This is a genomic window from Izhakiella australiensis (assembly GCF_002006995.1).
Taxonomy (GTDB): domain Bacteria; phylum Pseudomonadota; class Gammaproteobacteria; order Enterobacterales; family Enterobacteriaceae; genus Izhakiella; species Izhakiella australiensis.
The window spans coordinates 62,234-75,835 of the sequence record NZ_MRUL01000006.1 but is presented as its reverse complement, the minus strand read 5'-3'; the positions used below and the strand labels follow the sequence as shown (position 1 = coordinate 75,835).

General features: G+C 56.9%; 12 protein-coding genes. 3 read left to right on the top strand and 9 right to left on the bottom strand.

Annotation, left to right across the window (positions count from 1 at the left end):
* Positions 1–255: 255 nt before the first annotated feature.
* Positions 256–1,266, top strand: coding sequence for an acyltransferase family protein (locus tag BTJ39_RS10775; protein ID WP_078002698.1), 1,011 nt, complete (start codon positions 256–258; stop codon positions 1,264–1,266).
* A gap of 58 nt (positions 1,267–1,324) precedes the next feature.
* Here BTJ39_RS10775 and panD read toward each other — a convergent pair whose 3' ends face one another.
* The 9 genes from panD to thpR all read right to left on the bottom strand — a co-directional run bounded on the left by panD (position 1,325) and on the right by thpR (position 8,277).
* A complete protein-coding gene (panD, locus tag BTJ39_RS10770; protein ID WP_078002697.1) occupies positions 1,325–1,705 on the bottom strand; it encodes an aspartate 1-decarboxylase in 381 nt (126 codons plus the stop codon).
* A 101-nt stretch (positions 1,706–1,806) separates the two neighbouring features.
* On the bottom strand, positions 1,807–2,661 hold the full coding sequence (gene panC / locus BTJ39_RS10765; protein WP_078002696.1) for a pantoate--beta-alanine ligase: 855 nt from the start codon (positions 2,659–2,661) through the stop codon (positions 1,807–1,809).
* A 15-nt stretch (positions 2,662–2,676) separates the two neighbouring features.
* Positions 2,677–3,471, bottom strand: coding sequence for a 3-methyl-2-oxobutanoate hydroxymethyltransferase (gene panB, locus BTJ39_RS10760; RefSeq protein WP_078002695.1), 795 nt, complete (start codon positions 3,469–3,471; stop codon positions 2,677–2,679).
* 45 nt (positions 3,472–3,516) lie between these two features.
* Entirely contained in the window at positions 3,517–3,996 is a 480-nt protein-coding gene (folK, locus tag BTJ39_RS10755; protein ID WP_078002694.1) for a 2-amino-4-hydroxy-6-hydroxymethyldihydropteridine diphosphokinase, read from the bottom strand.
* Positions 3,996–5,387 (bottom strand): polynucleotide adenylyltransferase PcnB, encoded by a 1,392-nt coding sequence (gene pcnB / locus BTJ39_RS10750; protein WP_206744993.1) that lies wholly within the window; start codon positions 5,385–5,387, stop codon positions 3,996–3,998. The genes folK and pcnB overlap by 1 nt, the downstream gene beginning before the upstream one ends.
* A gap of 58 nt (positions 5,388–5,445) precedes the next feature.
* On the bottom strand, positions 5,446–6,354 hold the full coding sequence (gluQRS, locus tag BTJ39_RS10745; protein WP_078002841.1) for a tRNA glutamyl-Q(34) synthetase GluQRS: 909 nt from the start codon (positions 6,352–6,354) through the stop codon (positions 5,446–5,448).
* Positions 6,355–6,404: 50 nt separating this feature from the next.
* Entirely contained in the window at positions 6,405–6,860 is a 456-nt protein-coding gene (gene dksA / locus BTJ39_RS10740; protein ID WP_078002692.1) for an RNA polymerase-binding protein DksA, read from the bottom strand.
* A gap of 181 nt (positions 6,861–7,041) precedes the next feature.
* Positions 7,042–7,746: a DNA/RNA nuclease SfsA gene (gene sfsA, locus BTJ39_RS10730; RefSeq protein WP_078002691.1), complete on the bottom strand. Its 705-nt coding sequence runs from the start codon at positions 7,744–7,746 to the stop codon at positions 7,042–7,044.
* A gap of 3 nt (positions 7,747–7,749) precedes the next feature.
* Positions 7,750–8,277 (bottom strand): RNA 2',3'-cyclic phosphodiesterase, encoded by a 528-nt coding sequence (thpR, locus tag BTJ39_RS10725; protein WP_078002690.1) that lies wholly within the window; start codon positions 8,275–8,277, stop codon positions 7,750–7,752.
* Positions 8,278–8,355: 78 nt separating this feature from the next.
* Between thpR and hrpB the strand changes: the two genes are divergently transcribed.
* Together hrpB and mrcB are read left to right on the top strand one after the other, a co-directional pair.
* Positions 8,356–10,797: an ATP-dependent helicase HrpB gene (hrpB, locus tag BTJ39_RS10720; RefSeq protein WP_078002840.1), complete on the top strand. Its 2,442-nt coding sequence runs from the start codon at positions 8,356–8,358 to the stop codon at positions 10,795–10,797.
* 98 nt (positions 10,798–10,895) lie between these two features.
* On the top strand, positions 10,896–13,430 hold the full coding sequence (gene mrcB / locus BTJ39_RS10715) for a bifunctional glycosyl transferase/transpeptidase (protein ID WP_078002689.1): 2,535 nt from the start codon (positions 10,896–10,898) through the stop codon (positions 13,428–13,430).
* The last annotated feature ends 172 nt before the right edge of the window (positions 13,431–13,602 follow it).

Sequence of the window (13,602 nt, the reverse complement as noted above, 5' to 3'; positions counted from 1 at the left end):
CTCTTTTGCCTGCTATTGCCTTTGAAGTCTCACCCGGACAATAACGCTGTCAATGCCAGTAATCACTGGTCTCACCAGGGATAGGCATTATCTTAATTTTCCTGTCAGCTGTTTTCTTTTTTTTGGAATGCTTTACTATCGCCCCCTGATGGTGTTTACAGTTCTAGACAATAAAATTAATAGATGCTCTCAAACTGAGTAAGCTTATTTGTTTTCTCGGGTATTGCACGTTTTCAGATAAACAGGCAAAAAATTATGAACAGAATGACGTGGGTCGATAACCTCCGTGGTATGAGTATTATTGCCGTCATTTTCCTGCACAGCACGATTGCGGTGGCAGGAAATGCCGGGCATCTGACAGGATTAACTCAGGTAATCAACCACCTGCTGGAGCCAATCCGCTTAGGATTAATGTTTTTCGTTTCCGGATTATTTGTCGAGAGCGGATTAAAAAAAGGAAAAGAGCTATTTCTGCGTAATAAAGTAAAAAGCATTCTTTATCCTTTTGTTATCTGGGTGGCTATTTATGGTGGCCTTAAGATTATATTTAATTCCCGCTCTAACAATCCCCAGTCACCATTAAATATTATACTGTCCCATCTTAGCGGCGGCGGTGATATTACCTGGTTTTTGCATTCGTTATTTATCTTCTTTTTAATTATTCCGTTCGTTCGCCGCATCCCGATTTATCTGGTGATCCCGGTTTCTCTGGCGCTCAGCTCGCTGCTGCCGGAAATACCCTCTGACAGTATTTTCTCCGGATTCGATAACAGCCATATTAATAAATCACTTTATCTGTTCCCGTTCTTTTATCTCGCGGACTGGCTGGTGAACCGTAAAATGAACGTGCTGGACGTTTCCACCACGCCAAAAATATTAATTACCTCGCTGCTGGCCTTCGTTGTGCTGTCAGGCGTTGATCTGTTTATCGGTGCGCCGGACCGTGCCTGGCAGGCGCCGCTGGCACTGCTTTCGATCCCCTTTTTCGTCTGGATTGCGGCATACAGCAATATCGCGCTGATTACCTTTATCGGTGCCAACTCAATCGTGTTTTATTTATCCCATTACCTGGCGATTCAGGCGTTTGCCAAGGTGATTAAAGTCCACAGTGAATCACTGTGGTTCCACGATGCGCTGTTTTTTGCCGCGTTTGCTTCCGCGCTGGCGGTGCCGGGCGTCATCTGCCTGATGCGCAAATTCGGCTTGCTGAACTTCCTGTTCACCATGAAGAAGAAGTCACCGGAAAGCGTACGGGCGACCTCGTAAATCATTACTGGCAATAATTGGAAAGAAAGGAAGGGCGACGACAGTCGCCCTTTTTTGATCAGGCAACCTGTACCGGAACGGCTTTGGCCTGGCGCTTCATCAGGTTATCACCTTCAAAGTAAGCGACTTTGGGCTGCCACAGACGCGCTTGCTCATCGGCCATCTGTACGTAGGAGCAGATGATCAGAATATCCCCTTCGCAGGCGCAGCGAGCGGCGGCGCCGTTGACGGAAATAATTTTTGAACCGCGCTCAGCGGCGATGGCATAAGTGGAAAAACGCTGACCGTTGGTCACGTTATAAATGTCGATGGCTTCATATTCCAGGATGCCGGAAGCATCAAGGAAGTTCTGGTCAATCGCGCAGGATCCTTCATAGTTGAGGTCGGCCTGAGTGACCTTAACGCGATGAAGTTTGCCCTGCAGCATGGTGCGAATCATACCTGTTACCTTCGTAATTAATCTGTTGCCATGACGCGTGCTGGCAGCACTAATCGCTGCGTGCGTCGGAGGCAAGTATTGTCAGAATTTGAGCAAAAAGTCTACCGGGTCAATGTAACCTGTTGATTGTCGATCAAACGGGCATTGCCAAGCCAGGCGGCCATCAGAATCACCGCGCGCTGGCTGTCGCTGCTCAGCGGAAGCAGGCTATCGCCATCGCAGATTGCCAGCCCATCCGGGCGGAAACCTTTATCGGTCAGCGCCTGTTCGCCGTCCGCAATGATTTCGTCAATATTGCCTTCGCCGGCGGCCACTCTGTCAGCCATTGATTTCATCACCTGGCTGAGTGCGGGCGCCTGCTTACGCTCATCTTTCGTCAGGTAACCATTGCGCGAGCTGAGTGCCAGTCCGTCCTTTGCGCGTACGGTAGGGACGCCAATCACCTCGATATCGTAGCCCATATCAGCCACCATTTTGCGAACAAGCGCCAGCTGCTGGTAATCCTTTTCGCCAAAGCAGGCAATGTCCGGCTGTACCAGGTTAAACAGCTTACTGACCACGGTGGTGACGCCGCGAAAATGTCCGGGGCGGCTGGCGCCTTCAAGCAGCGATGACAGGCCGGGTACTTCAACAAAGGTTTGTTCGCTAAAGCCCTGGGGATAGACTTCCGCCGCTGCGGGGGCGAACACCAGATCGACGCCGCGTTTATTCAGCTTTTCGCAGTCGTCCTGCAGGGTGCGCGGATAGCGCGCCAGGTCATCGGCACGCTCGAACTGCATCGGATTAACGAAAATGGACGCCACCACGATATCGGCCCGCTCCCGCGCCTCATCGACCAGCGTCAGATGGCCGTTATGCAGATTACCCATGGTGGGTACCAGCGCGATACGTTTACCGTCCAGGCGCCAGCGGCGGATTTCGCGGCGCAGCATCGGCAGCGTTTCAATAATCAGCACGGGTTTTCTCCTCAGTTACTGGAAACTGTGTTCAGCGGCGGGGTAGGCGGTGCTTTCCACTTCCGCAATATACTGACGCACGGCGGCGCGAATATCGCCGGTCTGCGCCAGGAAATTTTTGGCAAATTTAGGAATATGGCCACCGGTGATTCCGAAGGCATCATGCATTACCAGAATCTGTCCGTCGGTAACGTTGCCGGCGCCGATACCAATAACCGGGATGGCCAGGGCTTGTGTTACCCGCTCGGCTAAGGCGACCGGGACACACTCCAGCACCATCAGCTGGGCGCCGGCTGCTTCCAGGGCCAGCGCATCGGCCAGCAGGCGGTCGGCGGCCTGATTATCGCGTCCCTGTATTTTATAGCCGCCGAAGATATTGACCGATTGCGGAGTGAGGCCCAGGTGGCCGCAAACCGGTACCGCGCGATCCGTTAGCCCGCGCACGGTGTCGGCAAGCCACTCGCCCCCTTCCAGCTTGACCATATTGGCGCCGGCGCGCATCAACGCGGCGGCGTTTTGCCAGCTTTGTTCCGGGGTGGCATAGGCCATAAAAGGCAGATCGGACATCAGCAGCGCCTGGGGGGCGCCCCGGCGCACGGCCCAGGTATGGTAAACGATATCGTCGATAGTGACCGGCAGCGTTGAATCATGGCCCTGAACGGTCATCCCCAGCGAATCACCCACCAGCATTAGCTGAATGCCTTCTTCAGCAAACAGTTTGGCAAAGCTGAAGTCGTAAGCGGTGATTGACGCAAATTTCTTCCCTTGCTGCTTTAGCTGGCGCAGCTGGGTAATAGTCATTGGTTTCATAACGCCCTCTCAGAAAATACCGTCCGGGCGGTATCTTAAAGGAAGTTACCAGAGGCGGATAGTGCTGCTATCAAGTCCGGACAGCAGGTCTGCCGCTTTTTTACCGTCAGGAAAGGTGACATCTGGTGAAATTTCAATCAGTGGCAGCAGCATAAATGCACGATTGTGCATATCGTAGTGGGGAAGGGTAAGACGTGGCGTATTCAGCGTCAGATCGCCAAATAGCAGGATATCAAGGTCAAGGGTACGCGGCCCCCAGCGCTCCGCTTTGCGTTCACGGCCCTGCTCCAGCTCAATACGCTGGGTGCAATCCAGCAGCGCCAGCGGCGTCAGCGTGGTATCCAGTGCAACCACCGCATTGAGAAAATCAGGCTGATCCTGCGGGCCATAAGGCGGCGTGCGATAAAACGAAGACGTCGCAACACGCACGGTATGCGGTACGGCATCCAGCGCGTGCAGCGCGGCTTCGACCTGACGTAACGGCTCGGCAAGATTGCTGCCGAGCGCCAGATAAACCTGGGTCATTAGCTGGGATCGCGACGCGGCGCGCGTTTGCGCGGGCGGCGGGCGCGACTGCGCGGCGCCGGATCATCGCCAAGATTATTCAGCATCTCTTTTTGATGCGGCGGCGCGGCGGCCTGGAATTCGCCCCACCATTCGGTCAGCCGCTTCATTTCGGCGTTGCCCTCAACCTCGGCACGCAGCGCCAGCAGATCGTAGGCCGCGCGGAATTTCGGGTGCTCCATCAGCTTCCATGCGCGCTTGCCCTGGCGGCGCGACATGCGCAGCTGCAGCTGCCAGATATCGCGAACAAGCGAGGTCAGCCGCTTGGGGATCGCCAACGCGCGGCAGGCCTCATCCAGCACGTCGTTGGTTGCCAGCGCAAAGGCGTCAAACCAGGCGAGTCCGCCTTCCTGAGAAATACGCTGGGCGGTTTCAATCAGCGGGTACCAGAACATGGCGGAAAACAAAAATGCCGGATTTACCCGCATATTGTTGTGAATGCGCATATCGGTATTTTTCAGAACCTGGACCAGCATGCGTTCCATCGAGGTGTTACCCTCGGCGGTGAAAAAGCGGTTGATCAATGGAAACAGCGGCTGAAACAGCTGATATTCACGCAGTTTCAGATAGGTCGCGTAGCCATAGCCAGCCTGTAGCAGCTTCAGCGTCTCTTCGAACATGCGCGCCGGCGGAACATCGTTCAGCAGGGTTGCCAGACGTGGCAGCGGCTCGGCGGTTTCCGCCGCAATGCTCATATCCAGCTTGGCGGCAAAGCGTATCACGCGCAGCATGCGCACCGGATCTTCCCGGTAGCGGGTTTCCGGATCGCCGATCATGCGGATCACGCCCTGCTGTAAATCCTGCAGGCCGCCGACGTAGTCACGTACGGTAAAATCGGCAACGCTGTAGTAAAGGCTGTTGATCGTCAGGTCGCGGCGCTGAGCGTCGTCTTCAATCGAACCAAAGATATTATCGCGCAGCAGCATACCGTTCTGCCCGCGCTGTGAGCTGATGCCTTCCTGCTCCGCTTCGTGGTGGCCGCGGAAGGTCGCCACTTCGATAGTTTCCGGTCCGAACATGACGTGAGCGAGGCGAAAACGGCGCCCGACCAGCCGACAGTTGCGAAACAGCTTGCGCATCTCGTCCGGCGTCGCGTTGGTGGTGACGTCGAAATCTTTTGGCTTTTTATTCAGGAGCAGATCGCGCACGCCGCCGCCGACCAGATAGGCTTCGAAACCGGCTTTGTTGAGCCGGTAGAGCACTTTGAGGGCATTTTCACTAATATCTTTGCGCGAAATGTTGTGGCGATCGCGGGGAATAATCGTCATCGGCGCGACTTCCGTATCGTCAGCGGATACCGCTTCATCGCGATTCAAAACTTTGCGGCAAAAATTGGCAACTCGGGTAAAAATGGGACACCTCGACAGTGACTAATTAACCTTGCGGTAAAAAACAGCGGCTAATCATAGCTCAGAGCGAATCATTTGAGAATGCCGTTGTCGTGACAACGCGGTTCTGCGCGTCATTGAGTGGGATTTTCATCATATCCCATTGGGTAACGGCGCCAGCAAGTAGCGCTGCAACCGTCATATCTTCAACGCCTTGCGGTATCGCCTGGCCTAAAAAGCGTAGCGCCTGGCACAGAGTAAAGCGTGGATCGCCATCGGGCAATGCCGCCGCATGATTCTGCTTAGACAGTTTGTTGCCGTCGGCATTCAGCGCCAGCGGCAGGTGCAGCCAGCGCGGAGGCTGCCAGCCTGCCTGCTGAAACAGGGTTAGCTGGCGCACGGTCGGTTCAATTAAATCGGCGCCGCGCACTACCTCGGTAATCCCCTGAAAATGATCGTCGACCACCACCGCCAGGTTGTAAGCAAACAAGCCATCGCGGCGATGAATAATGAAGTCTTCCTGCGCCAGCGCGGGATCACAAACGACGGCGCCACGGCGCTGATCGAAAAATTGCCGGACCGGGTGATCCACTTTTAGCCTGACGGCGGCATTTTCTGGTCCCTGATGGCGATGACGGCAGTGGCCGTCATAGTAGCCGCCGATTTGCTGTACGCGGCTGCGATTGCAGGTGCAGTAATAGCTCATGCCGTTGCGCATTAACGCATCCAGCATCTCGCGGTAGGCTTCGTGGCGCTGCGACTGCCAGAGCACTTCACCGTCCCAGTGCAGGCCGTAATGCTCAAGCTGGGCAAGAATCTGGTCGGCGGCGCCGGGCACTTCGCGCGGCGGATCGATATCTTCAATGCGCACCAACCAGCGTCCCTGACAGGCACGGGCCTGCAAATAGCTGCCAAGTGCAGCAATAAGCGAGCCAAAATGGAGATTGCCGGAAGGAGAGGGGGCGAAACGGCCAGTGTAAGGGGCGATCATCTGCGTATTATGTTCCGCAGCAAGGCGATTGCTGCGGAACGTCAGGCTCATTAGCCGGCCATCTGTTTTTCGCGGATTTCCGCCAGCGTTTTACAGTCGATACACAAATCGGCAGTCGGACGGGCTTCAAGGCGGCGGATGCCAATTTCAACTCCGCACGACTCACAGAAGCCGAAATCGTCGTCTTCCACTTTTTTCAGCGTTTTCTCGATCTTTTTGATCAGCTTGCGCTCTCGATCGCGGTTACGCAGTTCAAGGCTGAACTCCTCTTCTTGTGCTGCACGGTCAACGGGATCGGGGAAATTGGCCGCTTCATCCTGCATGTGGGATACCGTGCGATCCACTTCATCACGCAGTTGATTGCGCCACGCTTCAAGAATTTTCTTGAAGTGGCCCAGCTGGGCTTCATTCATATACTCTTCGCCCGGTTTCTCCTGGTACGGCTCCACCCCAGCGATGGCGAGAATACTCAGGGACGACGTTTTACGGTTTTGCCCTTCTTGCATGTTGTTTCTCCTGGATAACACGCACAATCGATCCCCAAAGGGGGAAAAACAGGCCGCTATAAATAGCAGAAGCAGATGTGGTTGGCAATTATTCCTGAACATGCCTTGACAAGCCTGTGAGGAAACGCGTATTGGCGCATGGGTGCCTAACTATCTTAATAACAGTAAAGTGCCTGAAATATTACAGCGTTACCGTAACCGATGATTTGAGCTGCATCCCCAAATGAGAAAGAGATGCTTTATACGCCAGTACTTCAACCCCATGCTGCTGTGCCTGTACCAGTAGTGCTGCGTACCGCCCATCAATATGGCGGGCGGGGGATACGTCCTCAATTCCCGAGTGCATCACGGCAAACATAAGCACCGCCCGATGGCCTTCGGCCGCTACGCTGATGAGTTCGCGCAGGTGCTTCTGACCGCGTTCGGTTACCGCATCCGGAAAATACCCTTTACCTTGCTGCAATAGCGTCACGGATTTGACTTCAATATAGCAGTTAACCTGTTCTTCTGCCTGTAGCAGGAAATCAATTCGACTACGTTCGCTTCCGTATTTGACCTCGGCTTTCAGCGTCTCGTAACCGGATAATTCTGGAATCCAACCGGACTCCAGCGCTTCCCTTACCACTGCATTGGTTCGCAGGGTGTTAACGTTGATCCAGTGTCCTTCACGGGTTTGGGTTATTTCCCAGCTGTGGGGATATTTGCGCGTGCTGCTGTCGCTGGTGGAATACCAGATGGTATCGCCTGGCGTCGCGCAGCCGGTCATGGCGCCGGTGTTGGCACAGTGAATGGTCAGCGTTTCGCCTTCGGCGGTCACCACGTCGGCAAGAAAGCGTTTATAGCGGGCGATAAGCGTTGCCGGGCGCAGGGCGGGAGAAAACTCCATGGGTTAATCCAGTTTCCAGTGTTGTAAGGTCTGATAGCGGGTGCGTCCCTGACTAAAGCAGGAGGCGTAAAGGGTGAAATGCGTAACGGGAAAATGCCAGCTAAAACCCGGCGGCGGTATGGCCACTTTTCCGCGCGCATTACGCAGTAGCGTAATGTGCGGATGAAAAGGCTGCGGGCTTTGCTGACAGCCTGAGCGCGCCGCCTGAGCGCGAAGCATTTCCGCCAGCTGCAGCAGCCCACGCGGCGATCGGGCCGGACCCAGCCAGACCACGCCTGAGCGCGGCCAGTGCCCGGCATCGTCCAGCGTCAGCTGAAAGCCGGGCTGGCGGATGCGGCTCGCCAGTCGCATAAGCGTTGCCTGCTTTTCCGCGCTGACTTCCCCCGGAAAGGCCAGCGTCAGGTGCAAATTGGCTGCGGCAACCGGGCGCCCGGCTTCTGCGGGGAACTGGTCGGCACGCCACTTTACCAGCGACTGCTGTAGCGGCTCCGGTGGCGTAACGGCAAAAAACAGGCGCGTGCTGTCAGACATTTTTTGGCTCAGGCTCGCAGTGGTAAAGCTAAATGCTACAATGCCCGCCAGTTTGAGGCCAGTGTAGGGAGTAAGCAGGTGAGCGGATTACCCGTTAGCGAAGTACTGCCGGCGGTTCTCAGCGCGCTGAAGCAGCATAATCAGGTGCTGCTGGCCGCGCCGACCGGCGCCGGGAAATCAACCTGGCTGCCGCTGCAATTATTACAGCAGGCCGCGCTGCCGGGGCGCATCATTATGCTGGAGCCGCGTCGGCTGGCGGCGCGCAACGTGGCGCAGCGTCTGGCGGAGCTGCTGGGCGAGCAGCCCGGCGCCACCGTCGGCTACCGTATGCGCGGCGAGCGTGCGGTCAGTGCGGCTAGCCGGCTGGAAGTCGTTACCGAGGGTATTCTTACCCGCATGTTGCAAAGAGACCCGATGCTGGAAGGCGTCTCACTGGTCATTCTTGACGAGTTCCACGAGCGCAGCCTGCAGGCCGATCTGGCGCTGGCGTTATTACTCGACGTGCAGCAAGGGCTGCGTGACGACCTGAAAATATTACTGATGTCGGCAACGCTTGATAACAGCCGGCTTCAGGCGCTGCTGCCCGGCGCACCGCTGGTGGTGTCGGCGGGGCGTAGCTGGCCGGTAGAGCGGCGCTACCAGCCGCTCGACCCGGCGCCGGGATTTGAGCAAAACGTGGCGCGTCAGGCCAGCCAGCTGCTGCGTGATGAAGCGGGATCGCTGCTGGTCTTTCTTCCGGGCATCGCCGAGATCCGTCGCGTTGAGCGTGAACTGCAAACGCGGGTCACACAGGACGTGGATATCTGTCCTTTATATGGCGCCCTGCCGCTGGCTGAACAGCGTAAAGCGATATTACTGGCGCCAGCGGGGCGGCGCAAAGTCGTGCTGGCGACCAATATTGCCGAAACCAGTCTGACGATTGAAGGCATCCGCCTGGTGCTGGACTGCGCGTTAGAGCGGGTGGCGACCTTCGATGCGCGCAGCGGGCTGACCCGTTTGCAAACTCAGCGTGTCAGCCAGGCATCAATGACCCAGCGTGCGGGCCGTGCAGGGCGTCTGTCGCCGGGCATCTGCCTGCATCTGGTCAGCGTCGAGCAGGCGGAGCGCGCCGCCGGGCACAGCCAGCCTGAAATTTTGCACAGCGACCTCAGCGCCTTCTGGCTGGAGCTGCTGCAGTGGGGATGTACTTCGCCGCAGGATTTGTGCTGGCTGGATGCGCCGCCGGAGAGCAATCTGCGCGCGGCGCGCCAGCTGTTGCAGCTGCTGGGCGCCACCGATGAACACCATGCTTTGAGCCTGAAAGGCCGGCGTATGGCAGGGCCGGGCACCGAACCGCGCTTAGCGGCAATGCTGGTAAGCGCAGCGGAACAAGCGCCTGCGCAGCAGATGACGGCGGCGCTGCTGGCGGCAATTATCGAAGATCCGCCGCGCAGCGGCAGCGGCGATTTGCTGGATGCATTTTACCGGCCGTTACCGCACTGGCAGCGACGCGCGCGTCAGCTGGCGGGCAAAAATGTTGACGCCCGCACGGATGCTGATGCCATTGCACCGCTGCTGGCCTGCGCGTTTGCCGATCGGCTGGCGCAGCGCCGGGGGGCGGGCGGACGCTATTTGCTGGCGAGCGGCAGCGGCGCCGCGCTGGAGCCGGATGCCGCGCTGGGGCGACATGAATGGTTGTTCGCCCTCGACCTGCTGCTGCGCGATGGTCAGCCCGACGCGCGCCTGCTGCTGGGATTCGGCGTCGATATCGATAAGCTTATTGTTCAGCGTCCTGAATTGCTGCAAACGCAGACCGAAGTTGAATGGGATGAAGAGCGGGCAACGCTGCGCGCCTGGCAGCGGCAGCAGATCGGCCAGCTGGTATTAAAATCCCGCCCGCTGCCGCAGCCGGGCGCGGATGAACTGCATCAGGCCATGCTGCGCTGGATAAAACGCCGCGGGCTGTCGGTGCTGCACTGGAGCAAAGCGGCGACGCAGCTGCGCGTGCGGCTGCACTGCGCCCATCGCTGGCTGCCGGAGCAGAGCTGGCCGGCAGTCGACGAGGCCGACCTGCTGTTAACCCTCGACCAGTGGCTACTGCCGGCGATGGGCGGCGTTAAAGATATGAAAGGGTTATTAAATATCGACCTGCATCAGGCGCTCTTACACTTGTTAACATGGTCGCAGCGTCAACAGCTGGATACTATGTTGCCAACTCATTACACTGTGCCGACGGGAAACCGGTTGCCGATCGAATACGATGAAGACAAGCCGCCTTTGCTGGCCGTGCGTTTGCAGGAGATGTTCGGCGAAGCGCAGAACCCCTGTATTGCGCAGGGGCGTATTCCCCTGGTACTGTCCCTGCTGTCGCCTGCGCAGCGCCCGTTGCAGATAACCCGCGACCTGGCTGCCTTCTGGCAAGGGGCTTATCCGGAAGTTAAGAAAGAGATGAAGGGGCGCTATCCTAAGCATCCCTGGCCGGATGATCCGGTCTCGGCGCCGCCGACGCGCCGCACGAAAAAACACCTTCCGCCCTCTTGAGCGGGAGCGCAATTCAGAAGGTTCCCCTTCTGTCTGGCAATAAACCATTAGAAAGTAAGCCGGCCTGGCCGCTGGCCACCCCTGGAGAACAGTAATCTATGTCTGGGAACGATCGCGAACCTATTGGGCGCAAGGGAAAACAGCCCAAACCGCCGCGCAGCCGCGCCAGGCGGGGTCGCCAAAAGGAAGAAGATTATGAAGATGATTTCGATGATGATGAAGAGGAGGTAGCATCCGTGCCGCGTAAAGGTAAAGGCGGGCCGCCGGGAAGAAAACGCCGTTGGTTTGGGCTGCTTATTAAACTCTTTTTAGTGTTCGTCATTATTATTGTCGCCTATGGGTTCTGGCTGGATTCAGAAATCCGCAGCCGTATTGATGGCAAGGTATGGCAGCTGCCCGCCGCCGTGTACGGGCGCATGGTGAGCCTCGAACCGGGCATGTCCTACAGCAAAAAAGAGATGGTCGCGCTGCTGGAAGGTACCCAGTACCGTGAGGTTTCCCGCATTACCCGTCCGGGCGAATTCAGCGTACACGGCAATGATATTGAACTGCTGCGCCGTCCGTTTGATTTCCCCGACGGTAAAGAAGGCCAGATTCGTGCCGAGATGAGCTTCAGCGGCGACACGCTGAAGGAGATCAAGAACCTCGATAACGGCCGTGATTTCGGCTATTTCCGCCTCGATCCGCGGCTTATCACCATGCTGCAATCACCGAACGGTGAACAGCGCCTGTTTGTGCCGCGCTCCGGCTTCCCCGATCTGCTGGTCGATACGCTGATTGCCACTGAGGATCGCCATTTCTATGAGCATGACGGCATCAGCCTCTACTCAATTGGCCGCGCTTTCCTGGCGAATATCACCGCCGGACGGGCAGTGCAGGGCGGCAGCACCCTGACGCAGCAGCTGGTAAAAAACCTGTTTCTGACCAATGAGCGTTCGCTATGGCGTAAAGCTAACGAAGCCTATATGGCGTTGATCATGGATGCGCGCTACGGCAAAGATCGCATCCTGGAGCTGTATCTGAATGAGGTTTATCTCGGCCAGGCTGGCAATGATCAGATCCGCGGTTTCCCGCTGGCCAGCCTTTACTACTTCGGTCGTCCGGTTGATGAGCTGAGCCTCGATCAGCAGGCGCTGCTGGTTGGTATGGTAAAAGGCGCGTCATTATATAATCCGTGGCGCAATCCGAAGCTGGCGCTGGAACGACGTAATCTGGTGCTGCGCCTGTTGCAGCAGCAAAATTATATCGACCAGGACCTGTACAACATGCTCTCCGCCCGCCCGCTCGGCGTGCAGCCGAAGGGGGGCGTGCTGACGCCTCAGCCTGCTTTTATGCAGATGGTGCGTAATGAACTGCAAGCCAAGCTGGGCGACAAAGTTCAGGATCTCTCCGGCGTGAAGATTTTCACCACGCTCGATCCGGTCTCTCAGGATGCGGCGGAGAAAGCGGTGGTTGACGGCATCGCGACGCTGCGTAAGCAGCGGGGTATTAATGATTTAGAAACCGCAATGGTGATCGTTGACCGCTTTACCGGCGAAGTTCGCGCCATGGTTGGCGGCGCCGATCCGCAGTTTGCTGGTTATAACCGTGCGCTGCAGGCGCGTCGATCCATCGGGTCACTGGCGAAACCGGCGACCTATCTCACCGCGCTGAGCCAGCCGGATAAATATCGGCTGAATACCTGGCTGGGTGATAACCCGATCGCGCTGAAGCTGCCAAATGGGCAGGTCTGGAAACCGCAGAATGACGATCGTCGCTTTAGCGGGCAGGTGATGCTGGTGGATGCGCTGACCAACTCAATGAACGTGCCGACCGTTAATCTCGGTATGACGCTGGGGCTGGATTCAGTGGTGAACACCTGGGCTAAGCTGGGGGCGCCGAAAGATCAGATTCAGCCGGTTCCGGCGATGCTGCTCGGCGCCCTGAACCTGACGCCGATCGAAGTGGCGCAGGCGTTCCAGACCATCGCCAGCGGCGGCAATCGGGCGCCGCTTTCGGCGCTGCGTTCCGTTATCGCGGAAGATGGCAAAGTGCTTTATCAGAGCTATCCGCAGGCTGAGCGCGCCGTGCCGGCTCAGGCGGCTTACCTCACCATGTATTCGCTGCAACAGGTTGCACTGCGCGGTACGGCCCGCGCGTTAGGCGCGCGCTTCCCCAATGCGCATCTGGCCGGCAAAACCGGGACGACCAATAATCAGGTGGACAGCTGGTTTGCCGGTATAGATGGTAAAGAAGTCGCTATCACCTGGGTTGGCCGCGATAACAACAAACCAACCAGGCTGTATGGCGCCAGCGGGGCGATGCAGATCTATCGTCACTATCTGGATAATCAGGCGCCGCTGCCGCTGGTGCTGACGCCGCCCGAGGACATCGCGTCAATGAATATTGATTCGGCTGGCAACTTTGTCTGTGGTTCCGGCGGCAACGTGTGGCGTACGCTGCCGGTCTGGACAATAGATGCTAATGCCCTCTGTCAGCAACAGCAGCAGCTAATCCAGCAGCAGATGACGCAGCAGCAACAGCAACAGCATATGCTGCCGGAGCAGTCACAGCAGCAGCAACCCCCGCAGGATGAGAAAAAGGACAGTAACGGCGTAGCCGGTTGGATTAAGGATATGTTCGGCAGCAAATAACCGTTAGCGGGATGAAACTAAAGCCGGGCGTGTAAACGTCCGGCTTTTTTTACACCAATTTACAACTTGTTGAATATTTAGGAAAATATGCAGAAAATTGTTGGTCATCGATCACGAATTTGATGCGGTGATTTTGTTAGCATGCGCGCGCTTTTTTACAACTAAGGAATAA

Coding starts and splice junctions, on each gene's coding strand:
- panB (WP_078002695.1), bottom strand. CDS start 3,471: ATGAAACCAATGACTATTACCCAGCTGCGCCAGCTAAAGCAGCAAGGG.
- mrcB (WP_078002689.1), top strand. CDS start 10,896: ATGTCTGGGAACGATCGCGAACCTATTGGGCGCAAGGGAAAACAGCCC.
- folK (WP_078002694.1), bottom strand. CDS start 3,996: ATGACCCAGGTTTATCTGGCGCTCGGCAGCAATCTTGCCGAGCCGTTA.
- gluQRS (WP_078002841.1), bottom strand. CDS start 6,354: ATGATCGCCCCTTACACTGGCCGTTTCGCCCCCTCTCCTTCCGGCAAT.
- panD (WP_078002697.1), bottom strand. CDS start 1,705: ATGATTCGCACCATGCTGCAGGGCAAACTTCATCGCGTTAAGGTCACT.
- dksA (WP_078002692.1), bottom strand. CDS start 6,860: ATGCAAGAAGGGCAAAACCGTAAAACGTCGTCCCTGAGTATTCTCGCC.
- thpR (WP_078002690.1), bottom strand. CDS start 8,277: ATGTCTGACAGCACGCGCCTGTTTTTTGCCGTTACGCCACCGGAGCCG.
- sfsA (WP_078002691.1), bottom strand. CDS start 7,746: ATGGAGTTTTCTCCCGCCCTGCGCCCGGCAACGCTTATCGCCCGCTAT.
- BTJ39_RS10775 (WP_078002698.1), top strand. CDS start 256: ATGAACAGAATGACGTGGGTCGATAACCTCCGTGGTATGAGTATTATT.